At 57.8% G+C, this 25,100-nt stretch carries 25 protein-coding genes; 19 read left to right on the top strand and 6 right to left on the bottom strand.

All coding sequences use genetic code 11. The features are described from left to right. Positions 1–36: 36 nt before the first annotated feature. Entirely contained in the window at positions 37–1,359 is a 1,323-nt protein-coding gene (locus ACWKWM_RS09485) for an MFS transporter (RefSeq protein ID WP_483845896.1), read from the top strand. A 73-nt stretch (positions 1,360–1,432) separates the two neighbouring features. Then, positions 1,433–2,770, top strand: coding sequence for an MFS transporter (locus ACWKWM_RS09480; RefSeq protein WP_483846057.1), 1,338 nt, complete (start codon positions 1,433–1,435; stop codon positions 2,768–2,770). A gap of 157 nt (positions 2,771–2,927) precedes the next feature. Here the strand turns inward: ACWKWM_RS09480 and ACWKWM_RS09475 are convergent, their stop codons facing one another. The 3 genes from ACWKWM_RS09475 to ACWKWM_RS09465 form a co-directional block, all read right to left on the bottom strand. Beyond that, complete coding sequence (locus ACWKWM_RS09475; protein WP_483845895.1) at positions 2,928–3,485, bottom strand: Smr/MutS family protein; 558 nt, start codon at positions 3,483–3,485, stop codon at positions 2,928–2,930. A gap of 94 nt (positions 3,486–3,579) precedes the next feature. Continuing rightward, positions 3,580–3,900 (bottom strand): hypothetical protein, encoded by a 321-nt coding sequence (locus ACWKWM_RS09470; RefSeq protein WP_483845894.1) that lies wholly within the window; start codon positions 3,898–3,900, stop codon positions 3,580–3,582. A gap of 266 nt (positions 3,901–4,166) precedes the next feature. Continuing rightward, entirely contained in the window at positions 4,167–4,769 is a 603-nt protein-coding gene (locus tag ACWKWM_RS09465; protein ID WP_483845893.1) for a cysteine hydrolase family protein, read from the bottom strand. A 263-nt stretch (positions 4,770–5,032) separates the two neighbouring features. Between ACWKWM_RS09465 and prmB the strand changes: the two genes are divergently transcribed. Further along, positions 5,033–5,941 (top strand): 50S ribosomal protein L3 N(5)-glutamine methyltransferase, encoded by a 909-nt coding sequence (prmB, locus tag ACWKWM_RS09460; RefSeq protein WP_483845892.1) that lies wholly within the window; start codon positions 5,033–5,035, stop codon positions 5,939–5,941. A gap of 116 nt (positions 5,942–6,057) precedes the next feature. Here prmB and ACWKWM_RS09455 read toward each other — a convergent pair whose 3' ends face one another. Both ACWKWM_RS09455 and ACWKWM_RS09450 read right to left on the bottom strand, forming a co-directional pair. Next, complete coding sequence (locus ACWKWM_RS09455) at positions 6,058–6,858, bottom strand: hypothetical protein (RefSeq protein ID WP_483845891.1); 801 nt, start codon at positions 6,856–6,858, stop codon at positions 6,058–6,060. Between the two features lie 105 nt (positions 6,859–6,963). Further along, positions 6,964–8,007, bottom strand: coding sequence for an alpha/beta hydrolase (locus ACWKWM_RS09450; RefSeq protein ID WP_483846056.1), 1,044 nt, complete (start codon positions 8,005–8,007; stop codon positions 6,964–6,966). Between the two features lie 81 nt (positions 8,008–8,088). On the opposite strand from ACWKWM_RS09450, the gene aroC reads away from it, so the two are divergent. The 4 genes from aroC to ACWKWM_RS09430 all read left to right on the top strand — a co-directional run bounded on the left by aroC (position 8,089) and on the right by ACWKWM_RS09430 (position 12,057). Beyond that, complete coding sequence (gene aroC / locus ACWKWM_RS09445; protein ID WP_483845890.1) at positions 8,089–9,180, top strand: chorismate synthase; 1,092 nt, start codon at positions 8,089–8,091, stop codon at positions 9,178–9,180. 37 nt (positions 9,181–9,217) lie between these two features. Beyond that, positions 9,218–10,366: an MFS transporter gene (locus ACWKWM_RS09440; RefSeq protein ID WP_483845889.1), complete on the top strand. Its 1,149-nt coding sequence runs from the start codon at positions 9,218–9,220 to the stop codon at positions 10,364–10,366. A 58-nt stretch (positions 10,367–10,424) separates the two neighbouring features. Further along, a complete protein-coding gene (locus ACWKWM_RS09435) occupies positions 10,425–10,970 on the top strand; it encodes a 1,2-dihydroxy-3-keto-5-methylthiopentene dioxygenase (protein ID WP_483845888.1) in 546 nt (181 codons plus the stop codon). A gap of 370 nt (positions 10,971–11,340) precedes the next feature. After that, positions 11,341–12,057 carry a helix-turn-helix transcriptional regulator gene (locus ACWKWM_RS09430; RefSeq protein ID WP_483845887.1) on the top strand — a complete coding sequence of 239 codons (717 nt, stop codon included), beginning with the start codon at positions 11,341–11,343 and terminating at the stop codon, positions 12,055–12,057. A 124-nt stretch (positions 12,058–12,181) separates the two neighbouring features. Here ACWKWM_RS09430 and ACWKWM_RS09425 read toward each other — a convergent pair whose 3' ends face one another. Then, entirely contained in the window at positions 12,182–12,460 is a 279-nt protein-coding gene (locus tag ACWKWM_RS09425; protein ID WP_483845886.1) for a DUF3509 domain-containing protein, read from the bottom strand. Between the two features lie 458 nt (positions 12,461–12,918). On the opposite strand from ACWKWM_RS09425, the gene ACWKWM_RS09420 reads away from it, so the two are divergent. The 12 genes from ACWKWM_RS09420 (at position 12,919) to ACWKWM_RS09365 (ending at position 25,088) form a co-directional block, all read left to right on the top strand. Continuing rightward, complete coding sequence (locus ACWKWM_RS09420; protein ID WP_483845885.1) at positions 12,919–13,455, top strand: ankyrin repeat domain-containing protein; 537 nt, start codon at positions 12,919–12,921, stop codon at positions 13,453–13,455. A gap of 69 nt (positions 13,456–13,524) precedes the next feature. Next, positions 13,525–14,052, top strand: coding sequence for a hypothetical protein (locus ACWKWM_RS09415; protein WP_483845884.1), 528 nt, complete (start codon positions 13,525–13,527; stop codon positions 14,050–14,052). 213 nt (positions 14,053–14,265) lie between these two features. Continuing rightward, positions 14,266–14,457: a PLDc N-terminal domain-containing protein gene (locus ACWKWM_RS09410; RefSeq protein WP_024688144.1), complete on the top strand. Its 192-nt coding sequence runs from the start codon at positions 14,266–14,268 to the stop codon at positions 14,455–14,457. A 231-nt stretch (positions 14,458–14,688) separates the two neighbouring features. Next, positions 14,689–14,940 (top strand): helix-turn-helix domain-containing protein, encoded by a 252-nt coding sequence (locus tag ACWKWM_RS09405; protein WP_483845883.1) that lies wholly within the window; start codon positions 14,689–14,691, stop codon positions 14,938–14,940. Further along, positions 14,937–16,145, top strand: coding sequence for a type II toxin-antitoxin system HipA family toxin (locus tag ACWKWM_RS09400; RefSeq protein WP_483845882.1), 1,209 nt, complete (start codon positions 14,937–14,939; stop codon positions 16,143–16,145). Before ACWKWM_RS09405 ends, ACWKWM_RS09400 begins: the two co-directional genes overlap by 4 nt. A gap of 278 nt (positions 16,146–16,423) precedes the next feature. Then, a complete protein-coding gene (locus ACWKWM_RS09395; protein ID WP_483845881.1) occupies positions 16,424–18,496 on the top strand; it encodes an LTA synthase family protein in 2,073 nt (690 codons plus the stop codon). 148 nt (positions 18,497–18,644) lie between these two features. Continuing rightward, the gene (locus ACWKWM_RS09390) at positions 18,645–18,881 is read left to right on the top strand and encodes a hypothetical protein (protein ID WP_483845880.1); all 237 of its coding nucleotides are present in this window, start codon (positions 18,645–18,647) and stop codon (positions 18,879–18,881) included. Between the two features lie 272 nt (positions 18,882–19,153). Further along, a complete protein-coding gene (locus ACWKWM_RS09385; protein WP_483845879.1) occupies positions 19,154–19,492 on the top strand; it encodes a ribonuclease E inhibitor RraB in 339 nt (112 codons plus the stop codon). A gap of 276 nt (positions 19,493–19,768) precedes the next feature. Beyond that, positions 19,769–21,178, top strand: coding sequence for a circularly permuted type 2 ATP-grasp protein (locus ACWKWM_RS09380; RefSeq protein ID WP_483845878.1), 1,410 nt, complete (start codon positions 19,769–19,771; stop codon positions 21,176–21,178). 12 nt (positions 21,179–21,190) lie between these two features. Continuing rightward, the gene (locus ACWKWM_RS09375) at positions 21,191–22,150 is read left to right on the top strand and encodes an alpha-E domain-containing protein (protein ID WP_483845877.1); all 960 of its coding nucleotides are present in this window, start codon (positions 21,191–21,193) and stop codon (positions 22,148–22,150) included. Beyond that, positions 22,147–23,022: a transglutaminase family protein gene (locus tag ACWKWM_RS09370; protein ID WP_483845876.1), complete on the top strand. Its 876-nt coding sequence runs from the start codon at positions 22,147–22,149 to the stop codon at positions 23,020–23,022. Before ACWKWM_RS09375 ends, ACWKWM_RS09370 begins: the two co-directional genes overlap by 4 nt. Before the next feature lie 860 nt (positions 23,023–23,882). Beyond that, positions 23,883–25,088 carry an acetyl-CoA C-acetyltransferase gene (locus ACWKWM_RS09365; protein WP_483845875.1) on the top strand — a complete coding sequence of 402 codons (1,206 nt, stop codon included), beginning with the start codon at positions 23,883–23,885 and terminating at the stop codon, positions 25,086–25,088. The last annotated feature ends 12 nt before the right edge of the window (positions 25,089–25,100 follow it).

Raw genomic sequence — 25,100 nt, 5'->3', positions numbered from 1 at the left:
CTCGATTGGGCGTGTGCGGCACGCCTGGAGACCCTCATGCAAAATAATAAGAAAGCATCGTTGGGCAAGATTCACCGCTATTCCTGGGTGTCGTTGCTGGTCTGCTGGATGATCTGGATCCTCAACGCCTACGACCGTGAGATTGTGCTGCGTCTTGGGCCGACCATTTCCAAGCATTTCGATCTGTCGGCCGATCAATGGGGCACGACGGCGACCGTGGTCATGCTGGCGCTGGCGGTGCTGGATATTCCGGGTTCGGTCTGGAGCGACCGCTACGGGGGTGGCTGGAAACGGGCGCGGTTTCAAGTGCCACTCGTGTTGGGCTACACCTTCATTTCATTCCTGTCGGGCTTTAAGTTTTTGAGCGGCCATCTGGCATCGTTCATCGCCTTGCGCGTGGGCGTCAACCTCGGCGCGGGCTGGGGAGAACCGGTGGGCGTGAGCAATACCGCCGAGTGGTGGCCGGTGGAGCGTCGCGGCTTTGCGCTGGGCGCGCACCACACCGGGTATCCGATCGGCGCGCTGTTGAGCGGCATCGTCGCCAGCTTCGTGATCACCACCTTCGGTGAAGACAACTGGCGCTACGTGTTTTTCTTCGCCTTCGTCGTTGCGCTGCCGTTGATGATTTTCTGGTCGCGTTACTCCACTGCCGAGCGCATCACCGCTTTGTATGTGGATATCGCCGCCAAAGGCATGACCGCGCCCGACAGCACGCCGTCTGCGAACACCAAAGGTCAGGCCTGGAAGATGTTCAAGGCCACGATCAGCGACCGTAACATTGCGCTGACCGCAGGCAACACGATGCTCACGCAAGTGGTGTACATGGGCGTGAACATTGTCCTGCCGGCCTATTTGTACAACATCCTGCACCTGTCACTGGCCGAATCGGCGGCCATGAGCGTGGTGTTCGCCCTGACAGGCATTCTCGGCCAACTGGTCTGGCCGTCGCTGTCGGACATCATAGGGCGGCGCGTCACGCTGATTATCTGCGGGCTGTGGATGGCGGCCAGCGTCGGCGCGTTCTACTTCGCCAACACCACGACGATCATCGTGGTCGTGCAGTTGCTATTCGGCCTGGTGGCAAATGCGGTGTGGCCAATCTACTACGCGGTCGCGTCCGATTCGGCGCAGCCCTCAGCGACTTCCACCGCCAACGGCATCATCACCACCGCCATGTTCATCGGCGGCGGTGTCGCCCCGGTGTTGATGGGTGGGTTGATTGCCATGGGTGGCGGCTGGACGAGCCTGAGCGGCTACACCGTGTGCTTCTTCGTCATGGCCGGTTGCGCGTTGGCGGGCGCCTTTCTGCAACTGTTCTCCCACCGGCCCGTTGCGTTGCAACCGCAGCCGAGCCTTTAACCCTCATGGCCGGGGGACCTCTGTCGCCTGGCCTTTCAACTGATGCCGACAACAAGAGGTTCGTGCAATGACAATGACAAAAACGCTCGAAGCGCCTTCTGCACCCCGAGACACAGCGACGCTGAACAAACTGATGTTCGTCAAACTGATGCCGCTGCTGATTGCAGCCTACGTCTTGAGCTTTCTCGACCGGACCAATATCGCGCTGGCAAAGCATCAACTGGATATCGACCTGGGGATTTCGGCGGCGGCCTACGGGTTGGGCGCCGGGCTTTTTTTCCTGACTTATGCGCTGTCCGAAGTGCCGAGCAATCTGATCATGCACAAGGTCGGCGCGCGGTTCTGGATCGCCCGGATCATGGTCACCTGGGGTTTGATTTCTGCGGCCATGGCCTTCGTGCAAGGCGAAACCTCGTTTTACGTGCTGCGCCTGCTGTTGGGCATTGCCGAGGCGGGGCTGTTCCCGGGCGTGATGCTGTACCTGACTTACTGGTTCGGGCGTGAACAACGGGCGCGCGCCACTGGATATTTCCTGCTGGGTGTGTGCTTTGCCAACATCATCGGCGGCCCGCTGGGTGCGGCGCTGATGCAACTGGACGGGGTCTGGGGCTGGCGCGGCTGGCAGTGGATGTTCATGCTCGAAGGCTTGCCGGCGGTGTTCTTCGCCATTGTCGTGTGGAAAAAATTGCCGGACCGCCCAAGCAAGGCACCGTGGCTGAGCGCTGAAGAGGCCCAGCAGATCGAGCGCCGCCTGGCGACGGAGGCCGAGGAGGGCGCAGGCCATGGCGGTGCGCTGAAGCAATGCCTGACGCCGCAAATCCTGTTGGCGATCTTCGTTTACTTCTGCCATCAGATTACGGTCTACACGGTGATCTTTTTTCTGCCGGGCATCATCGGCAAGTACGGCAGCCTGACGACATTGCAGATCGGCTTGCTGACCTCACTGCCCTGGCTGGCGGCAGCCATCGGCGCGATTGTGCTGCCTAAATTTGCCAGCACACCGCAGCGCTCGCGACGGATTCTGGTCACGGGGCTGCTGACCATGGCGGCGGGGTTGGGCATTGCATCGCTTGCGGGGCCGATGATCAGCCTGCTGGGTTTCTGCATTTCGGCGGTGATGTTCTTTGTCGTGCAGTCGATCATCTTTCTGTACCCGGCATCACGGCTTAAAGGCGCGGCACTGGCGGGCGGCCTGGGTTTTGTGAACTCGTGCGGCCTGCTGGGCGGATTCGTAGGGCCGTCGGTCATGGGTTTGATCGAGCAGAGCACCGGCAATGCCATGAACGGCATGAAGGTGATTGCGGTGGTGTTGGTGATCGCCGCGATTGCGGCCTCGCGCTTGCGCCAAGGTCAGGAGCGCAAGCCAGCGCAAAAGCAGGCAATGGGTGCAACAGCGCGTGAGTCGGTGTGATCCTGATTCTGTAGGAGCTGCCGACCAACGGGAGGCTGCGATTGCGGTGTGTCAGGAGTTGCGCCTCGCAGCCTCGCGGTGCTCGGCAGCTCCTACAGCGAACGCTTCCACAGCGAACAACAAGGTTCCAACGAGTATCGCTTCCAGAAATTGACCGTTACTCGTCGCGCCCTTCCATCATCGTGCGTTTGAGTATTACGTACACCGCGCCGGTGCCGCCGTGTTTGGGCAGGCATGACGTGAAGCCCAGTACCTGCGGATGTTGACGAAGCCACGTGTTGACGTGGCTTTTGATCATCGGCCGTTTGCCATCCAGGCGCACCGCCTTGCCATGTGTGATGCGCACGCAGCGGATTTCCAGCTTGGTGGCCTCGGCCAAAAACTCCCACATGGTTTCCCGCGCCAGTTCAACGCTCATGCCGTGCAAATCCAGGCTCCCTTCGAAGCTGATCTGGCCCAGCTTGAGCTTGCGCATCTGGCCTTCCTGAACCCCGTCGCGGACCCAATTGAGCGCGTCTTCGGGGCCGACATCGATCACAAACTGATCGGATAAGCCGTCAACCGTGACCGAACCGGTGCGCACAGTCGCCGCCTGGCGCAGTTTGGCCAGGTTTTTACGGTCGGGTTTGGGTTTACCCGTGTCGGCGTATTCGACCTTGATCGGCTTTACGCCACGGGTCTCGTTACGAAACAGGGAAAAATCGTCGTCTTGCATGATGACCTCCGCGAAGGCCGCCAGTTTAACCAAGTCACGCCATGATCGGCGCGACTAAAACCGCTCAACGAGATAAAGAGAGGAGGAGGGTAGCTCAGTCGTGCTTTTTCATCAGATGCGGGGACATGTTCAAACCGCCGGAGCTGCGACGGCGACGACGGCTGCGACGCCACATCCAGACACCGACATACAAAAACAACAGGCCGAACACAATGCTGACAGCCGCACCGGCCGGACTGGTATTGAGTTCACCCAGGGCAGGAGGGTGGCCGATCAGGCTGGCGACTCCGGCCATCGCCAGCAGTACGCCGAACGTTGCAAGCACGGCAGCAAACGCTGCGGCCAAGCGCATCCGCCAATTGCTCTGGCCTTTTGGGCGCAGGCGGCGGGCATCAAAACCATCGGATATTTTCATTCCGATTTCCTCTATGGGTATCGGCGCTCTGACCAGCGTATGCAGGGGTGGTTCCCATTTGGTCAGGTTTCTACAGCAAACACGAGAGCTAAACGGATAGGCGGTAATGTGACATGTGTCACGCTTTCTCTCCTGCCCCAGGTTCGGCGAACTCGGTGTTGCAGGCTGCTGCTTTCAGGGGCTGTCTTTGGCGACGGCGGCAAGCGATCAGCGCGTTCAACGCGTGGTCAGCCCCTGACGAACTAGCACTGCATCAGCTATAGGGTCTAGATCAGCTCTTTGGTCGTGGCAAGTGTGGCGAAGTTATCGGCCATGATTGCCATCTCGGTCTGTTGCACCACTTCGGCCTTGATCACGCCGTTGGGTGTAGGCAGATCGCGGGTGGCGCAGGCATCTTCAACCAGCGTGCATCGGTAGCCGTAATCCTTGGCCGCACGCACGGTGGTGCTGATGCTCGAATGGCTCATGAAACCGCAGACCACCAGGTCCAGATGACCGAAGCTTTGCAGCAGGTCATGCAGGCCAGTTCCGTTGAAGGCGTTGGGCAGGCGTTTTTCGACCACGGTTTCATCGCCTTGGGGCAGCAGCTCCGGGACGAACTCGCCGCGCGGACCTTGCGGGTCAAACATGCCGCCCACAGTGCCGAGATGGCGCACGTGGATGATCTTGCATTTGGCGGCGCGGGCAGCGGCAACCAATTGGACGATATTGGCGATGGCTTCGTGGACACCGGTCAGCGCCAATGGGCCGCTGAGGTACTCTTTCTGGGCATCGATGATGATCAACGTGGCATTGCTCAAAGTAGCCGCCGCGTAACCACGGCCACTGAGTTGAAACATGGTCTTTTGACCGGAGTTTGAAACAGACATCTGGGGCTCCTTCGAGTGGGGCTTTTGCCACATTGTCCACTGGCAGAGCGATTCTGTGAATCGCAATGCTCACAGGCCTCGCTTCACGCTGAACTTTTTGCCGTGCTCAAAGCCGTCGAGCAGGTCGCGATTGCTGTCATATTGCCTGCAAATTCAGGGAAAGATTGGGAAAGTTTTCCTCGGCGTTTAGCCAGTACACACGGGCATCGTTTGTTGCGTGGATGGCTGCTAGAATCGCCCGTCGTTTTTTCAAGGAGTCTGCCGTGATCACTTCCCGCCTGCGCACCCTGCGCGATCATATCCGTTGGGCCGTCAGCCGTTTCCACGGGGAAGATCTGTTTCATGGCCATGGCACCGACAACGCGTGGGACGAAGCCCGTCAGTTGGTATTGGGTGCGCTGCACTTGCCGTGGGAAATCGCTGACAGCTATCTGGATTGCAACCTCGAAGAGGACGAACTGGTTCAGGTACAACGCCTGATCAAGCGTCGCATCGACGAGCGCGTGCCCACTGCCTATCTACTGCGCGAAGCCTGGTTCTGCGGGATGTCGTTCATCGTCGATGAGCGTGTGTTGATTCCGCGCTCGCCTATTGGTGAGCTAATCGAAAATCGTTTCGAGCCTTGGTTGGCGGCTGATCCTGCGCGGATTCTCGATCTGTGCACCGGTTCCGGTTGCATCGGTATCGCCTGCGCCGACGTGTTCCCGGACGCCGAAGTGGTGCTGGCGGACTTGTCGTTTGAAGCACTGGAAGTGGCCAATCAGAACATCGAACGGCATGGCGCCGATGCCCATGTTTATACCGTTCAGGGTGATGGATTCGACGGCTTGCCCGGCCAGCGCTTCGACTTGATCGTGTCCAACCCGCCTTATGTCGACGCCGAAGATTTTGCCGACATGCCCGATGAATACCAGCATGAACCTGAGCTGGCGCTGGCCTGCGGTGATGACGGGTTGAATCTGGTACGGCGGATGCTCAGTCAGGCGGCCGATCACTTGACCGAAAAGGGCCTGCTGATCGTTGAAGTAGGCAACAGTCAGATTCACGTCGAAGCGCTGTACCCCGAAGTCGAATTCGCCTGGCTGGAGTTCCAGCGTGGCGGGCATGGCGTGTTCATGCTGACTGCCGAGCAGTGCCGTGAGCATCAGGCGCTGTTTGCTTCGCGGATTTAGGTTTTCAGCGGAACCCTGTTGGAGCGAGGCTTGCCCGCGAAGCTCACAGCGCGGGGTGTCAGGCAAAAGGAGGCAGCAGCTTCGCGGGCAAGCCTCGCTCCAACAGGTTTGGGGGGCTACCGATGCGTCGCAATCCAGATCAATAACCCCGCCTGAAATACCGCGAACGTCACCAGGCACGCGATGGTAAAGCGCAGTCCGCTGTCTTCGCGACGATATTGGTTGACCTTTTCTTCATGTTTTTTGATCGTCACTTCCTGCTCGACAAGCTTCTGTTCGGCCTGTTGCAGCATCTGCGCGGCATCGAGCATGGTGACGATCTGCACCTTTTCGGTGTTCCAGCTGTTATTCAGATTGCCGACCTTGACGTCCTTCACGCTGCCCTTCAGATGCTGGGCGTCTGCGTAGACGACTTCAAAACCCTGGGTTTTGAGGAAGTGATCGCGGCGCATCCGCGTGTCTTCCTGCAGCGCGTCTTTATTGGCCAGGGCTGTGCCTTCCACCTTGTATTCTGACCAACGTTTTTGCGCCCACAAGATGCCTTGGGCCAGCATGAAACGCCCAAGCCCACGGTTGTACGGTTCGATCTGCAGGCCTGATTCGGGGCCGACGCGCACCACCCGATTGGCGTGATCGACCCAAAGGTCCAGCTGGTTTTGTTCTTTACGGGTTTTCTGCCCGGGCAACTGATAGCTCATGCGCAGCAGGCTGAACTCCTTGCTGTTGCGCTCGGCATGGCCAAACTGCGCGAAACGCAGCGGCCGCGCGCCGGTCGCCCGGTCAATCGGCAACGGGGCCAGGCGCAGCATCAGAAAATGTTCGGCATGGACGTCCTCCCACAGCACCGGTGCGGGCACTTCGCCCTCGGTGGTTGCAGGTGTTTCAACGGGCCCGGCCAGGCTAGGAGTGTCTGTCATCACGGCGATCCTGTTCTCGACATTGCGCGGCAACACAATGCCAGCAACTCGCTATCGGCCGTTTCGCTTCAATCTGAAGGGCAAATACTGTGGCTGATCCCCGCCTCAGGCTGCGGGCAGTCCGTTGATGAATTTCAGAATACGGTCGGACAATTCACTGGCCAGCGGCAGCTGCGGATCCTTATAGGACGCCAGTTGGCGCTTGACGTCGTTGGGCACGATGCGCATGACGTGGTTCATGCCGTCGATGATGGCGATGTCGGAATCAGGCTTGGCCTGGTGCAGCAGTTCAGCATCGCCGACACCCACCTGCATGTCGTTGCGGCCCTGTACGATCAGGGTTGGCACCTTCAATTGGCCGAAAGCCGTAGCTGGCTTTTGCCGGAACAGCGAGATCAGGTACGGCTGAACACTGAGACGAAACACCACGTCCAGCGGCGGCGGGACGTTATCGTCGGTCTTGCCGGCCTTCATTTCTTCGATCAACTGCTCGCTGCGGGCCAGCAACGGAGGGGGCAGTTGATACCGCAGCTGTTCGCGAATCACCTGATCGACCGGACGGCCAGTGCCCGCCACCGATATCACCGCCGACGCGCCGGCTTGTTCCGCAGCGAGGGCTGCGACCAGCGCGCCTTCGCTATGACCCAGGATGATCAGCTTGCCCAGACGCGGGTCTGCCTTGAGTTTCTGACCCCAGGCTTGGGCGTCCGCCACGTATTTTTCGATGCTCAGATCGCGTTCGTCCGGTGTTGCCGGTTTGCTCGCCGCCACGCCACGCTTGTCGTAACGCACGCTGGCGATGTTATGTCTGGCCAGAATCACTGCCAGGCGTTTGAGGCTGTCGTTGCGTCCGCCGTCGAAGTTATTGCCATCGCGATCGGTGGGGCCGGAGCCTGCGATGATCAGCACCACAGGCACCGGGTTGGGCGATTTGGGTAGCAACAGCGTGCCAAACAGTTCGCCGGTGGCCGTCTGCAGGCTGATGGGACGCTGCAAAACGACCGGCGTGCCAGCATAGGCGACACTGGTAAACACGGTCAGGACCAAGATGATTGCTCGCAGGGGCAGGAGGGCGCGAATCAGGGACATACTACGTAACATCGGAAAGCCACCATGTGAAGAGTGCCGATTGGACGCAGCCAATCCAATAAGGTTCGAGGATGAACTACACGAGCAGCCTGCGTATACTGGCGCGCTTGAGTTTTTGATCGATTTTTCGGAGCGTCCCGCATGTCCGGCAATACCTACGGCAAGCTGTTCACTGTCACCACCGCGGGCGAAAGCCACGGCGCGGCACTGGTTGCAATCGTCGATGGCTGTCCGCCGGGCCTGGCGCTGTCGCTGGAAGACTTACAGCGCGATCTGGATCGGCGCAAACCCGGTACCAGCCGCCACACCACCCAACGCCAGGAAGCCGACGAAGTCGAAATTGTTTCCGGCGTGTTCGAAGGCAAGACCACGGGCAGCTCCATTGGTCTGCTGATCCGTAATACCGACCAGAAGTCCAAGGATTACTCCGCGATCCAGGACCTGTTCCGCCCGGCCCATGCCGATTACACCTATCACCACAAATACGGCGTTCGCGATTATCGCGGCGGCGGTCGCAGTTCTGCGCGGGAAACCGCCATGCGCGTTGCCGCCGGGGCTATCGCCAAAAAGTACCTCGCTAGCCTGGGCATCAGCGTTCGCGGCTACATGAGCCAGTTGGGTCCGATTGAAATCCCGTTCAAAACCTGGGATTCGGTCGAGCAGAACGCGTTTTTCAGTCCCGATCCGGACAAAGTGCCTGAGCTTGAGACCTATATGGATCAGCTGCGCCGCGATCAGGATTCGGTTGGCGCCAAGATCACAGTAGTGGCCGAAGGCGTGATGCCGGGCCTGGGCGAGCCGATTTTTGACCGTCTCGACGCCGAACTGGCCCACGCGATGATGAGCATCAATGCCGTCAAGGGCGTGGAAATCGGCGCGGGTTTCGCCTGCGTTGCCCAGCGCGGTACTGAACATCGCGACGAGCTGACCCCGGAAGGCTTCGTTTCAAACAATGCTGGCGGGATTCTCGGCGGCATTTCTTCGGGCCAGCCGATTGTCGTGCATTTAGCCCTCAAGCCCACGTCCAGCATCACCACGCCGGGCCGCTCCATCGATGTCCACGGCAACCCGGTCGATGTGATTACCAAAGGTCGGCATGATCCCTGCGTCGGCATTCGCGCCACGCCAATAGCCGAAGCGATGATGGCGATCGTGTTGCTGGATCATCTTCTGCGTCATCGGGGGCAAAACGCCGATGTGCGCGTGACCACGCCGGTCCTGGGCCAGCTGTAATGCCCGATCCGGATCACGTTGCCAGGGCGTCCTGACCTTGGCAGCGGTTCCCTACTGGCGACTGTCCAGCTTCTATCTTTTCTATTTCGCCTTGCTCGGGTCGACGGCGCCGTTTCTGGCGTTGTATTTCGATCACCTCGGATTTTCCAGTGCGCGCATTGGCGAGCTGGTAGCGATACCGATGCTGATGCGCTGTATCGCGCCCAATATCTGGGGCTGGCTGGGCGATTACACCGGGCGCCGGCTGGCGATTGTGCGCTTTGGCGCGGTCTGCACGCTGGCGACGTTTTCACTGATCCTGTTCGACAAGAGCTACGCCTGGCTGGCGATGGTCATGGCCTTGCACGCCTTCTTCTGGCACGCCGTGCTGCCGCAGTTTGAAGTGATCACCCTGGCGCATTTGCAGGGCCAGACTTCGCGCTATAGCCAGATCCGGCTGTGGGGGTCGATTGGCTTCATCCTGACCGTGGTGGCGCTGGGCAGGCTGTTCGAGTGGTTCAGCCTGGATGCCTACCCGCAAGCACTGCTGTTTATCATGCTGGGGATTGTCGCCAGCAGCTGGTGGGTGCCTAACGCGCAGCCCTCTGCATCGAGCGTTCGTTCTCAGGCTGGCGGATTTCTCAAGCAACTCACGCGTCCTGGTGTGCTGGCTTTTTATGCCAGTGTCGGGTTGATGCAATTGAGTCACGGCCCGTATTACACCTTCCTCACACTGCACCTTGAGCGACTGGGCTACAGCCGCGGGTTGATCGGCATGTTATGGGCGGTGGGTGTCGTCGCCGAAGTGTTGATGTTCATGGCCATGAGTCGTTTACTTCAGCGCTTCTCGGTTAAACAGGTGCTGATGACCAGCTTTATTCTGGCCGCCGTGCGCTGGTTGCTCATGGGCAACTTTGCCGAGCACCTGTCGTTGTTGATCGTCGCTCAGCTGTTGCACGCCGCCACATTCGGCAGTTTTCATGCCGCTGCCATTCATTTCGTGCAACGCAGCTTCGGACCACAGCAGCAAGGGCAGGGGCAAGCGCTTTATGCTGCACTGGCTGGCACCGGCGGCGCGTTGGGTGCGCTGTATTCAGGTTACAGCTGGAACGCGCTCGGGGCCGGCTGGACCTTCAGCATCGCCAGCATCGCGGCACTGGTAGCCGCCTTCGTGTGTGCGACCCGCATGAAAAATGAAACTGCCTGACCTAAACCTGCGACCTTGCACAGGGCCGGTGGCCGTTGACTGAATCGAGGATTACTCCATGAGCATACTGTTCGTTTACCACGTGTCATCCCCTGAGCAACCCAACAAAGTACTGACCCACTTTGAGGACATCGCGTCGACGCTTGCTGAACAAGGCGTTGGGTTTGATCGATTGCAAGCCGCCACGCCGATGAAACCGGGCGTCAGTCATGAAGAAGTGATCAGCGCCTACCGCGAGCAGATCGACGGGTTGATGACCCAACGCGGCCATGTCACGTTCGATGTGCTCAGTGTGAATCGAGATGACCCGCAAAAGGCTGAATCCCGTGTCAGGTTTGTCGACGAGCATCAGCATGCCGCCGATGAAGTACGATTCTTCGTCGCTGGCCGAGGGCTGTTTACCCTGCACATTGGTGATTTCATCTACGCAGTGCAGTGCGAAAAGAACGATCTGATCTCGGTCCCTGCAGGAACCAGCCGCTGGTTCGACATGGGTGAGCATCCCCATCTTGTTGCCATCCGCCTGTTCAACAAACCAGAGGGCGCAATCGCGCACTTTACCGGTGATGACATCGCTGGTCGTTTCCCGCAGTTGGAGGACTGAAGCCGATCCGGTCTGTGTTCATTTCAGGCGTGCAATTAATTGGGACGTGCGTACCGCTACGAAACGGTCAACTGCAGCGCGTTGGCCGTTTTTGTAAGAAAATCAGTAAAGATGTAAGCAAATTTTTGTAGTCCTGTGGGAAGCGGCTTGTTTCCCGGTCAGTGATGCCTGTTTGTTTTCCCCTTTATGTTTAACCCCCATCGACTGTGTAACCCTGCGTCTGTCGGATCCCGGCTGCTGCTGCGGCGTCGTCGTGATCCGTTGTTTTTGGCTGGCACACAAATGCCTCGAGCGGCCATATCGACGAGCTGTATTCCTGAAAATAACAAGCGCCAACAGGACGACACATCCAGGGGTTTAAGGAGGGGAAATGAAAAATATCAATGCGGGTATGTTGGACCCGTTGATACATCAGATGGTGACGAGCATCTCGGGCAGGGACGGGGACTCAGCCATTGCCAATGCGCTGGAGTGGCTAAGAGACGAGTGTGGTTGCGAACGGTCAATGCTTTATCAGTATCGAAACGGTGTACTGCTCAGTTGCATCACTTCCAATGTCGACGGGTGTTGGAAGGATCTCTACTGCCAGGGCCGGTTGATGCTCGAGGACCCGGTCATGCGTTATTACCGGCAATCGAAGGGCTTTGTGGATTGGCTTGATGCGTTTGATGCCTACCCACCTTCGTCCGCCTACATGTCGGTCGTCGAAAATTGCGACCTTTTACCTGGGTATTCCTACGCGTACTCCAGCGAAAGCCGGCCTGAAAACGGCGTGGTGACGGTCTGTTCGCTCAATGCAATGGCGCAACCGCTGAGCCATAGCGACCGGTATCTGTTGACCAGTCTGGTGCCCATGCTGCACGTGGCCGGAAATGGCAGGCATATGCACAACAGACCATTGACGACAAAGGAGGTGGAGATACTTCAATGGGCCAGACATGGCAAGACGGCTTGGGAAATCGGGTTGATCAAGGAGGTGTCGGAATCGACGATCAAGCATCATTTCAAAAGCATTTACGCCAAGCTTGGTGTGCTGAACCGCGCCCAGGCGGTTGGTGAGGCGCTCTGCCGTGGCCTGATTCAGTAACCGAAGGTGCGCCTACCGAAATCATCAGGCAAAAAAAACCGCGAATGCCCTGAGGCGTTCGCGGTACCAGATCGGGTGAATAAGGGGAGGCAAAGCACAGCAGTGTTGCGAAACGGTGGAGCAATTAGCGGGTGTGATATGTCGGCAGATCGAATCGATGCTGGCTTTGCAGCATCGAGATAGCCGGCAGTTCACTTGCTTGAGCAGCCAGGTCACGACGAATCGCGCTGATGACCCATTCCAGTTGCACAGGAGTATGCAGTTGAGCGTACGAGACCGAACGGCGGGTTTGCTTACCTTCGCTGTTGCGCAGAGAAAGCAGGACACCACCATCGGGACGCGGCTGGGTGGTGACTTCGAATTCGGAAAATACGGACGAGAATTTCTCTTGGATAAAAGTCATGTCTAGCGGCTCCATTGCTCAAGGATTCAAGCGTTGGTAGTACTAGTGCAGTGACTGTGCCAGTATTTGTTAGCAGATAAAATCGTTTAAAAACAGCCACTTATGGAATCACAGATTTTTCATATTCGTGCATATTGCATGAACGGCCATCAAGGGCACTGCAAATTGCGGGAAGAGTAAGGCGGGAGTTGGAGATTTTGTGCGGGGAATTAGAAGGGTGTCGGAGCTTCTGACCTCGATTTGTCGGTTTTATTTCATTTGTCTGTACGAATTGTTCCCGTATCCCGCGTCATTCAGATAAACGGGTTTTTCTATGGAGCCTATTAGTGCGCCCGTTTGGCAGTACCTTGAGGCAACTGGCATTGTCCACGCCTGCCGTGGAAACTTGCCTGCAATCATGTGGGTCTGTAACTCGTACCGATTATTATCGCGCCCCGTGGGCGCTTAAGGAGCACTGAATGTCCGACGACTCTAAATCAGCAGGTTCTGCCACGCGCATGACTGATGACGAAGCGCTGGAGTTTGCCGAACAGGTATTTGACCGTGCACGCGCAGGCGACGCCTCGATGCTCGACCGATTGCTGGAAAACGGCCTGACCCCCAACCTGCGCAATCACAAAGGCGACACCTTGCTGATGTTGGCCAGCTACCATGGCCATCAGGACGCGGTGAAAGTGCTGCTCAAGCACAAGGCTGACCCTGAAATCCGCAATGACAACGGCCAGAGCCCCATAGCGGGTGCGGCTTTCAAGGGCGATCTTGAAACCGTGCGTCTGCTGGTTGAAGCGGGTGCCGAGGTAGAGGGCGCTGCGGCAGATGGACGTACAGCGTTGATGATGGCGGCTATGTTCAACCGCACGGCCATTGTGGATTATTTGATTTCCAAAGGCGCCAATCCCCATATAAAGGATGCCAAAGGCGTGACCCCTCTGATGGCGGCGCAAACCATGGGTGCTACCGAAACGGCGGAGCAGTTGACCAAGCTCGGCGTGTGATGCCGTAGAGGCGCGAAGGATTTCCGGCTATTCTTCGCGCCTGTTTTTTTGCCCCGGATCTTTATCGCCATGAAAGCTCAACTCATCGAATTCATCAGCAAAATCAGTTCCGGCTGCATGAGCGACGAGGAAATCGACAGCATCGCTGCCGAAGCCGCCCAGGCTTACGCCGAGCCTCAGGCGTTTCTGGCAGCCAATCCCGATATCAACTACGACGACACCTTCCCCATCCCGCTGGGCGAGTGGGTAGTCATTGGCAGCCTTCCGGAAACCGTGTTGTTTCAGGCCGATACCTATATGGATTTGCTGGAGCAGATCATTGCGTCTTTCGGGCCTGGCGTGACGTTCAATATCAAGCCTAAACAGTTGGCCAAGACCGAACCTCTGACGGCACTGAACCGGATTCAGATTCAGTTGGGCAGCATGAACAAGGACGTGGGCGGTTATGTGCTGATGAGCATCAGCCACCCGCTGGATGACGAGCTGCAAACCGTACTGGTTTACGCCTGCGATCAGGCACGGGTCATTGAGCTAGGCGCGGCAATCGGGATTTCGATTGAGCCTGCGCTTGAAGTGTTGCGTGCAGCGTCGCTGTAGGAATTCCCCGATCGCTGTATTGCAACAAACATATCCGGTGGGCAGGAGCTTGCTCGCGATTGGATATCAGGCTTCAGCTGATGCGGCGCATTGACTGGTCTCATCGCGAGCAAGCTTGCTCCCACATACCGGAAAAATATGCCACCCGACCCACGGAACCCTTGTGACGCGGCGCTTTCCTAAGCAGGGCAAGCCTCTTTTAGGAGCAACACCATGGGTTCTACCTTCAATGGTCTGGTCGGACTGATCATTCTGGCTCTGGATATCTGGGCCATCATCAACGTATTGAAAAGCGGCGCCGAAACCGGGATGAAGATCCTCTGGGTTTTGTTGATCGTGCTGCTGCCGGTGCTGGGGCTTATCATCTGGGCCATCGCAGGTCCACGAGGCAACGTTCGCATCTAGCGTTCAATTTGCCCGGTTACATCCGACGCTTGACTGCCTTGTGCAGTCAGGCGTTTTTTTTTGCGCGATGAATAGGTTCGCTACATCAGAAGCGCTGATCTACATTCGATTTAGGATGTTATGTTTGCATAACAATGACACTCCAAAGTTATGTAAAGGAAACATCCCTTGTGCACCTCGCATGTTACGTTTACGCTCCTTTTACCTATCGAAGTAATGTAGACATAACATATGGACGCTTCGCTGCTCGTTGAACGCCTAGGACGCCAAATTGCCTCCATGCGTCATGCAAGAGGTCAGACTCTCATTCAGTTGTCTGCCGAGGCCGGCGTGACCCGGCAAAAGCTGTCCGAAATTGAAAAGGGCAGCCTTACCGTTTCTATTCATCTATACGCCAAGGTGCTCGCGGCGCTGAACACAGAAATAAGCATCGTGCCAGCGCGCCGCCCCGTGTTCGAAGAGCTGCATGAGGTGTTCCGATGAAACCCCTTGATCGCGTGCGCATCGTTACGCCTCAAGGAGAAAGTGGCGAGCTGTCCTCAACCGAAGCGGGTGATTACTTATTCCGCTATGGTCTGGATTGCGACGTGCAGTCTCAAATCAGCCTCACCATGCCACTGCGTGACACCGCTTTCACCGCGCGCAACCTTCATCCTGTTTTTCAAATGAACCTGCCAGAAGGGTACGTGCTGGAACGGTTGCGCAATCGGCTGGCTAAAACTACCCCTATCAATCCGATGCTGTTGATCGCATTGACCGGTAGTGGCTCGCCGATTGGCCGTATCTCCGTCAAGTCAGCTGCCATTGACCAAATGCTCATCAACGAGCGTGCCCCTCAAGGAAAAAGTCTCTCGCAGATTCTCTCCTGGACGGGCGCCGGGGATTTGTTCAGTGAACTGGTGGACAGCTATCTGCTGCGCACCGGGATATCCGGAGTGCAGCCAAAGGTCATCGTCCCTGAAACGACAGAATCGACCGCCGACCGTGCAACCCTGTTGATGCCTGAGCTGATCGTGAAATCCGGACGAGAAGAGTTTCCCGGATTGGCCATCAATGAATTTCTGTGCATGGATGCGGCACGGCGAGCGGGCATGCCAGTGCCTGAATTTTATCTGTCGGATAATCGCCAATTGTTTGTTATGCGCCGCTTCGACAGGGAAGGGGACCAGCGCCCCATTGGCTTCGAAGACATGGCTGTACTGATGGGCCTGGGGACTGAGCAAAAGTACGATTCGAGCTACGAGAACATCGCCAAGGCCGTCCGCTTATTTTGTGCGCCCAGCCAGGTTCGGGGATCGCTTGAACAGCTTTTCGACATCGTCGCGCTCAGCTGCATCGTGGGTAATGGTGATGCTCACCTGAAGAATTTCGGGATTTTGTATCGCGACCCGCTGGGCGGTGATGCACACCTCGCGCCGGCGTACGACATCGTCAACACCACCGCGTACCTGCCTGACGACTCCCTCGCTCTCAGGCTGGCCGGCTCCAAAAGCCTGTTCGGTTCCAAGTTGGGGATCCTGGAGCTAGCGTCGCGCTGCGACATTCCAAACCCCCGTGCTCGGCTGCAGCGGCTAAACCGTGCTACCCGGGAGTCGTTGAGGGCCAATGACGCATTGGCGCAACACGCACCGAAAGTGTTGGCGGCCATCCAGCATTCCCTTGGGTTGTACGAGCAGTCATTTGCCTGAGCCCCAGCGCCTCTTTACCCCTTTGTAAGCAATTGTTTGAACACCCCGGCAATCAACAGAATTTTCACCCCGCTTGCTGAAAAATCCGCCCCGCTCGGCGAGGCTGCCCTGCGTGGGAATCGGTTCGAATAGGCGGCTGCCCATGAAGAATCAGTCCCATCAGTGGTAAACCCTGAGCGATCACGTAATATTTGCCACCCGCGATCCCGACCGGCGTTCTTAGCCTGGGCGCACATGCTTTTCGAACTTCAACCTGAATCCAACGGATCCTAGAACACATGGCCAAAACGGACGCTCCGACGCGCTCGCCGCAACCTACCGTCAAATCACACCTGGCTTACACGCTGCTCAGCGGTCTGGTGTTGATGGTGCTGTACACCCTGTTGCGCGTGGCGCTGCTGGTCTACAACCGCGAAGGGATCGGTGAAACGCCGGCCTCGACGTTTATCGAGGCCTTCGTCAACGGCTTGCGCTTCGATTTGCGTCTGGTGGTTTACCTGCTCATCCCACTGTTGCTGGCCTTGTTCAGTGCGCGGTTAATGGCGGCCCGCGGGGTTTTCCGTTTCTGGCTGACATTGGTCGCCAGCCTGACGACCTTCTTCGGTCTAATGGAGATGGATTTCTACCGAGAATTCCACCAGCGCCTGAACGGTCTGGTCTTCCAGTACGTAAAAGAAGACCCGAAAACCGTTCTCAGCATGCTTTGGTATGGCTTCCCGGTAGTGCGTTATCTGCTGGCCTGGGCCGTGGTCACCTGGCTGCTGAGCCTGGTGTTCAAAGGCGTGGACCGCCTGACGCGTCCTGCCGGTGGCTTCAATCTGGGCACCGCCAGCAATCGCAAGGTTGCGCCGTGGTACACCCGAGTTGGTGTGTTCGTAGTGTGCTTGCTGATCGCTGTTGTGGCGGCTCGCGGTACGCTGCGTCAAGGTCCGCCGTTGCGCTGGGGCGATGCTTACACCACCGAATCCAACTTTGCTAACACCTTGGGCCTCAATGGCACGCTGACTCTGATTGCAGCCGCCAAGAGCCGGATGTCCGAAGATCGTGACAACATCTGGAAGGGCACGTTGCCGACCGCTCAGGCGCAACAGACCGTGCGCGACATGCTGATGACCGCCAACGACAAGCTGGTCGATCCCGACACTGCAGCGGTGCGTCGCAACTTCTCGCCGCCAGCCGACAAAACCCTGCCGATCAAGAACGTTGTGGTGATCCTGATGGAGAGCTTCGCCGGCCATTCGGTCGGTGCGCTGGGTGACGAATCCAACATCACGCCGTACTTCGACAAGCTGTCCAAAGAAGGTCTGCTGTTCGACCGCTTCTTCTCAAACGGCACGCACACCCACCAGGGCATGTTCGCGACCATGGCGTGTTTCCCGAACCTGCCAGGTTTCGAGTACCTGATGCAGACGCCGGAAGGCAGCCACAAGCTGTCTGGCTTGCCGCAGCTGCTCAGCGGCGCGCGTAAATACGACGACGTGTATGTCTACAACGGTGACTTTGCCTGGGACAACCAGTCAGGCTTCTTCAGCAACCAAGGCATGACCAACTTCATCGGGCGTAATGACTTCGTCAATCCGGTGTTCTCCGACCCGACGTGGGGCGTGTCCGACCAAGACATGTTTGATCGCGGCGCGCAGGAACTCAAAGCCCGTGAAGGCCAGGGCCGTCCGTTCTACGCGTTGCTGCAGACGCTCTCGAACCACACGCCTTATGCCTTGCCGACCAACTTGCCGGTTGAGCGCGTGACCGGGCACGGCTCGCTGGATGAACACCTGACCGCCATGCGTTACTCCGATTGGTCGTTGGGCCAGTTCTTCGAAAAGGCTAAGAAAGAGCCCTACTACAAGGACACCCTGTTCATCGTCGTCGGTGACCACGGCTTCGGCAATAACCAGCAAATCACTGAGATGGACCTGGGCCGTTTCAACGTACCCATGCTGATGATCGCGCCGGGCATCCAGGAAAAATTCGGCACCCGCAGCAGCATCGTCGGGACGCAGATCGATATCGTGCCGACCATCATGGGTCGTCTCGGTGGCGATACCGTGCACCAGTGCTGGGGCCGGGATCTGCTGAACCTGCCCGAAGGCGATAAGGGTTTCGGCGTGATCAAGCCCTCGGGCAGCGAGCAGACCGTGGCCATCGTCACCGGTGATCGCATCCTGATCGAACCCAAGGAGATGGAACCCAAGATCTATGCCTACACCCTGGGCACCAAACCCCATGCCGAGTTGATTCCGGATGCGCCGGACGTGGCTGAGCTGCGCAAGAAGCTCGACAGCTTCCTGCAGACGGCGACCAAGAGCCTGCTGGACAACACGGCAGGGGTCAAAGACGCCAAGCCGTAATCTGGAAAGCAGCATGAAAAGAGGCCCTCGCGGCCTCTTTTTTTTGCCGGCCAGACGGAGCATCGGCTGCGAAACAGGTTGAACGAAAAAGCAAAAACCGAAGTCCGATTTCGGTAGGCCCGCTTGCGGCCTGGTTGAGGAGATATTAATGAAAGTCTGGACCATTTCGTTTCTGGATAAAGATGGCGTGCAGCAGACCCTCGATCTTGAAGCAGAGCAGTGTCCTAGCGAAGAAGAGGCTGCCCAGCGTCTGCGTCCGCACCTGTTTCCGGTCACAAGTGACCTTGATCTGAATGATCTCGAGGGGCGGACCGACGATCCGACCGTAAAAACACTTAAAGACCAGAACGCGGTAGAGATCATATCGATCCTCGAGGCGTCGTGATTTAACCCCTTTCTTTATGAACCGGGTCGCCTTGATGTGGCAATTGGCAACTCACTATTAATGGGCGTAGTCTGCAAATGAGGCCGGTGAAGCATCTACCCGAGCCAGCTCGGCTGGATGCCCGTTTGTAAAAGCAGCGCCGGCCTTGTAGCTACATGCTTGAGTCCCGCACGGCGGATTGTCTGTCGTGTATCGGCCCTCTGGGAGAGGACGTTCAGGGATCGTTCAGGGATCGTTGAAACTCTATCTATCGTTGCATAGGAGGACGTTTCATGAGCACAGCCTATCAAGAAGACATCAGCAGTAACGTACTGCGCCGCATGAAAGAAGGCGGTTTCGACTTTGCACGTATCCACCCCATCGAGTTTTATGCTGTCTTCCCGGACGAGGAGCGGGCACGTCAGGCGGCGGAACAATTTCGTGGCGAATCCATTAATGCGCAGATCAACGCGCGCGACGACGGCGCCTGGCATTTGCAACTGAGCAAAGTGATGTACGCCACCTACGACGGGATTGGCGATTTCGAGCAGGACTTGCAGACGGCAATCGACCCGCTGGACGGCGAGGTTGAAGGGTGGGGCGTGACTCAGGAGATCAAGCGCTTGAATTGAGCCTGTCGGCAGCTGCAAGCCGAAAGTTACAAGCTGCAAGCAAAAGCGGCTCAGGTCTGTAGCTTGAATCCCGCCGCTTGAAGCTTGAAGCTTGAAGCTTGCAGCTGACTCTCTACGCCACTCTTTGAGGCGCGGAAGATAGGGTGAGAGCGCTTCTTGCACAGGAATGGTGCGAAGCATCGGCCTTTATTGTCCAACTAATTGATTTTTAAGCGTTTATGCCGCTGGCACGGGCCTTGCGAAGGTCCTTGGGTCCATGGTGACAAGGAGTACGGCATGACCCGCACCTTTTATGATGAGATGTACGATGCTGGCGGTGTGGTCCGTCCGCATTATCGGGAATTTGCCCGTTGGCTGGGTGAAGCGCCCCCTGAGCTTCTGGCCCAGCGCAGGCGTGAGGCCGATCTTTTGTTTCATCGCGCCGGGATCACGTTCACGCTGTATGGCGACGAACAGGGGACCGAACGACTGATCCCCTTCGATACGATTCCTCGCAGCATTCCTGCCAGTGAGTGGCGGATTGTCGAGCGTGGCTGCATTCAGCGCGTCAAGGCGTTGAACATGTTCCTCGCCGATCTTTATCACGATCAACGCATTATCAAGGCCGGGATCATCCCTGCCGAACAGGTGCTGGCAAACGAGCAGTACCAGTTGGCGATGCAAGGCCTGAACCTGCACCGCGACCTCTATTCGCATATTTCCGGCGTCGATCTGGTGCGCGATGGCGACGGGACGTATTACGTTCTCGAAGACAACCTGCGTACCCCAAGCGGTGTCAGCTACATGCTCGAAGACCGCAAGATGATGATGCGGTTGTTCCCCGAGCTGTTCGCGGCGCAACGCATCGCGCCCATCGATCATTACCCCAATCTGCTGCTCGATACGCTCAAGAGCTCCAGCCCTCTGGATAACCCGAGCGTTGTGGTGCTGACCCCTGGGCGTTTCAACAGCGCATTTTTCGAGCATGCATTTCTGGCCCGTGAAATGGGCGTTGAACTGGTCGAAGGTGCGGATTTGTTCGTGCGCGACGATCGGGTGTTCATGCGCACCACCAACGGTGCCAAAGCGGTCGACGTGATTTACCGTCGTCTGGACGATGCTTTCCTTGATCCGTTGGCGTTCAATCCCGACTCGATGCTGGGTGTGCCGGGCCTGCTGTCGGCTTATCGCTCGGGCCATGTCGTGCTGGCAAACGCCATCGGAACAGGGGTTGCCGACGACAAGTCCATCTACCCGTTCGTGACCGACATGATTCGTTTCTACCTGGACGAAGAGCCGATCCTGAAAAACGTGCCGACCTGGCAGTGCCGTAAGCCTGAAGAGCTGTCTCACGTATTGGCTAACCTGGGTGATTTGGTGGTCAAGGAAACCCAAGGCTCCGGTGGTTATGGAATGCTTGTGGGACCTGCGGCTACCGCTGCTGAAATCGAATCCTTCCGTGCCAGGCTCAAAGCCAAACCCCACTTGTATATCGCTCAACCCACGTTGTGCCTGTCGACCTGTCCGACGTTTGTCGAGAACGGCATCGCCCCGCGACACATCGACCTGCGCCCGTTCGTTTTGGCAGGTCGCGAGACCCGTGTCGTCCCCGGCGGACTTACTCGGGTTGCGTTGCGTGAAGGCTCGCTTGTGGTCAACTCCTCGCAGGGTGGAGGAACAAAAGACACCTGGGTGGTTGAGGATTAAGGATGCCTGCCAATGCTAAGTAGAACTGCCTCGGATTTATATTGGATGTCGCGCTACCTGGAGCGAGCCGAAAACCTCGCGCGGATGCTGGACGTCAGTTACTCGCTGTCTTTGATGCCTCAGGACGGTCGCGGTGATGGCCTGAATGAAATCGCCATGCCGCTGTTGATCACCGGAACCCTGGACGATTATCTGGAGCGTCACGGCGAACTGCATGCCGAACGCTTGCTCCATTTCTTCGCGCTGGATGCCGAAAATCCCGCCAGCATTTACAGCTGCCTTGGCGCCGCGCGGGCCAGCGCTCACGCCGTGCGCGGGCGCATCACGGCGGACATGTGGGAAAACATCAACGCCACGTACCTGGAAATTCGCGGCATCGCCGAACAGGGCCTCAGCCGCTATGGCATGAGCCGGTTTTGTGAATGGGTCAAAGAGCGCTCTCATCTTTTTCGCGGCGCGACCTACGGCACGATCATGCGTAATGACGCGTTTCGTTTCATTCGTCTGGGCACCTTCATCGAGCGCGCCGACAACACCCTGCGCATGCTCGATGCCCGTTACGAAATGCTCGAACTGCGCGGGCCGTCTGCCAATGCGGCAGCCGACAGTTCTGCCGCGGGCTACTATCAGTGGAGCGCGTTGCTGCGCGCATTGTCGTCGTTCGAGGCGTACACCGAGGTTTATCGCGATGCACCGGGTGCGCGTCAGGTCGCCGAATTACTGCTGTTGCGCGCCGACATTCCGCGTTCGCTGCGCGCCTGTCTTGAAGAGCTCGACATCATTCTTGCCAGCCTGCCTGGCGAGAATGGACGACCGGCCCAGCGCCTGGCGGCCGAGCTTGACGCCCGTCTGCGCTACACCGGAATCGACGAAATCCTCGATGAGGGTTTGCATGAATGGTTGAACGAATTCATTCCACTGCTGGCCCAATTGGGTAGTGTTATTCACACATCTTATCTGGAGGCTGCATGAGACTCTCAATTAGCCACGAGACCACCTATCACTACGAGGACCAGGTCCGCGCCAGCATCCAGTATTTGCGTCTGACCCCCCACGACAGCGAACGTCAGCAGGTATTGAGCTGGCAGTTGGCTTTGCCGCGTCCGGTACGCGCGCAAATCGATCCGTTCGGCAATATCCTGCACGTACTGACGCTGGACGAGCCTCACGAAGCCATTGTCATCGGCGCTCGTGGACAAGTTGAAATTGACGAAAAACGCGAAGCTGAGCATGAAAGCCAGTCCGCTCTGCCGTTCTTGCGGTTTACCCGTTTGACCGAGGCCGATGAGGCGATTCGTGCATTCGCCGCCAAAGAGTGCGCCAAGCGTCGCGACCGCACGGGTCTGATCGATTTGATGCAAGCACTCAATCAGCACATCACTTACACGCCGGGTGCGACTGAAGTGCATACCAGCGCGGCCGAAGCGTTCGCGAGCAAGGCGGGCGTTTGTCAGGATCATACTCACGCTTTCCTGGCCTGTGCCCGTAGCCTGGGTGTGCCGGCGCGTTATGTCTCGGGTTATTTGTACAGCGAAGACAGCGAACACCTGGCCAGTCATGCCTGGGCAGAGGCCTGGATCGACGACGCCTGGTATAGCTTCGACGTGACCAACCAACTGGCCATTCCTGAGCGTCACTTAAAGCTGGCGGTGGGCCTGGATTACCTGGACGCCTGCCCTGTGCGCGGCATGCGTCGCGGCGGTGGCTGTGAGCAGATGCACGCCAAGGTGCTGGTGTCGCCTGCGGCAACGCCGACTGCAAAACCGGCGGCGGAACCCGCTGCTGAGCTCGCTGAGAAAGCGCCCATGTCTGCGCCGATGATGCAGGTGCAGCGTCAGGGGTGAGTACTTGGAGGACTGCTTGTTGTAGGAGCTGACGAGCGGAGCGAGGCTGCGATGCGGTGGGTCAGACAGACCGCTATCGCAGCCTCGCGCTGCTCGTCAGCTCCTACAGGTTCTTCATACCGCCGACGGCCCTTCATTGCTGGATCTTCCGCTGCGCCATATGTCTCAAATACGCAATCACCTGAATCAGTCCCTCATCCGTTAACACCCCTCCTTAAAAACAGAAAGACTGGAACGTTCGATATACGACTCAAACACGCGTATTTCGCCGTGCAGGGTTTGTGTGGGCGACTACTATCAGTCAGCCGAACAGGCGAGTCATGTTCGGCAATATCAATAACAGAGTGGTAGCAAAGACGATGAGTCCGGCCTGACGTATTTTTGAATGTTTAAACATGACGTATGCCTTCTTGTTGTTATTCCTGAGCGACAGAAGCTTGCAGGCTTCACCGAAAACGGAAGCGGGCAGCTGGCAAAGGTGAAATCGAAAGAGCAGGTGCTTCGGCAATCCGCCGAAAGCGTGAGCGCTTTTAAGAATCTTTTTATGTGCGTCTCTGCTACTGACTTAACCTTAGAGGCCACGTGCAGTGCGGCTTAGATCCGTTAGCTATGAGCGGTATGACCATTAGCGATAAAAAACCGTGTAAACATTTGGTCGTCGGCCACTGACTCCCTTGCTAGACCCTTTGAGGGGGAATTCCCTCAATCTGATAGCTGACTACCGTTCGTCCGAGGCGCGAGTATTTAGCCGGCGCCTGTTCTGTTATCAGCCAATAAGCTTGAATGCCTGCTTCATTACAACCCGTTTGATGACCGTTTGGGTGTCACGGCACAAAAATACCACTGCAATGAGGGATACGATGACCGAGGCTTTTATATTCGATGCAGTGCGTACACCGCGAGGCAGGGGTAAACCGGGTGGGGCGCTGTACAGCGTAAAGCCGGTGAACCTGATGGCAGGCTTGCTCTGCGAACTCCAAGTGCGTAACCACCTGGACACCTCGCAAGTGGACGACATCGTATTGGGATGCGTAACGCCAGTGGGGGATCAGGGCGCCGATCTTGCCAAGACTGCAGCGCTGGTCGCCAATTGGGCAGTGAGCGTGGCAGGTGTACAGATCAATCGTTTCTGCGCCTCGGGCCTGGAAGCGGTGAATCTTGGCGCAATGAAAGTCCGCTCCGGCTTTGAAGATCTGGTGGTAGTCGGTGGTGTGGAGTCGATGTCACGGGTGCCCATGGGTAGCGACGGCGGCGCTTGGGTGCTGGATCCGCAGACCAACCTGCATACGCATTTCACCCCGCAAGGCATCGGCGCCGATCTGATTGCCACCATCGAGGGTTTCAGCCGCCACGACGTCGACGCCTATGCCGTTCAGTCCCAGCGAAAGGCCGGGCTGGCCCAGCAGTCGGGTGCCTTTCGCAAATCATTGGTACCGGTGAAAGACCAGAACGGCCTGTTGCTGCTGGACCGCGATGAGTTCGTCCGCGCTGATTCAACCATTGAGGGGCTGGGCAATCTCAAGCCCAGCTTCGAGGCCGTCGGCAAGATGGGCTACGACGCCACTGCGCTCAGGGTATACAGCCACGTCGAACGCATCGACCACGTTCATACCCCCGGCAACAGCTCGGGCATCGTGGACGGCGCGGCAGCGATGCTCGTCGGTTCGGCAGAAAAGGGCCGCGAACTGGGTCTCAGGCCTCGGGCGCGCATCGTCGCCACAGCGGTGACCAGCACCGATCCAACCATCATGCTGACCGGCCCGGCCCCGGCCACCCGCAAGGCATTGGCCCGTGCCGGCCTGACCCTCCAGGACATCGACCTGTTTGAAGTCAATGAAGCGTTCGCCTCGGTGGTGCTCAAGTTCATCAAGGACCTGAACGTCGATCCGGCGAGAGTCAACGTCAACGGTGGTTCCATTGCGCTGGGCCACCCACTGGGCGCGACGGGCTGCGTCATTCTCGGCACGCTGCTCGATGAGCTGGAAGCGCGTCAGTTGCGTTATGGGCTCGCCACGCTGTGTGTCGGCGGCGGGATGGGCATCGCAACGATTATCGAGCGTGTCTGAGCCACGCCGGCA

The sequence above is a fragment of the Pseudomonas rosaeacicularis genome (assembly GCF_057128745.1).
Note: the sequence above shows the minus strand (reverse complement) of the source record. Positions and strands in the feature narration are given on the sequence as shown.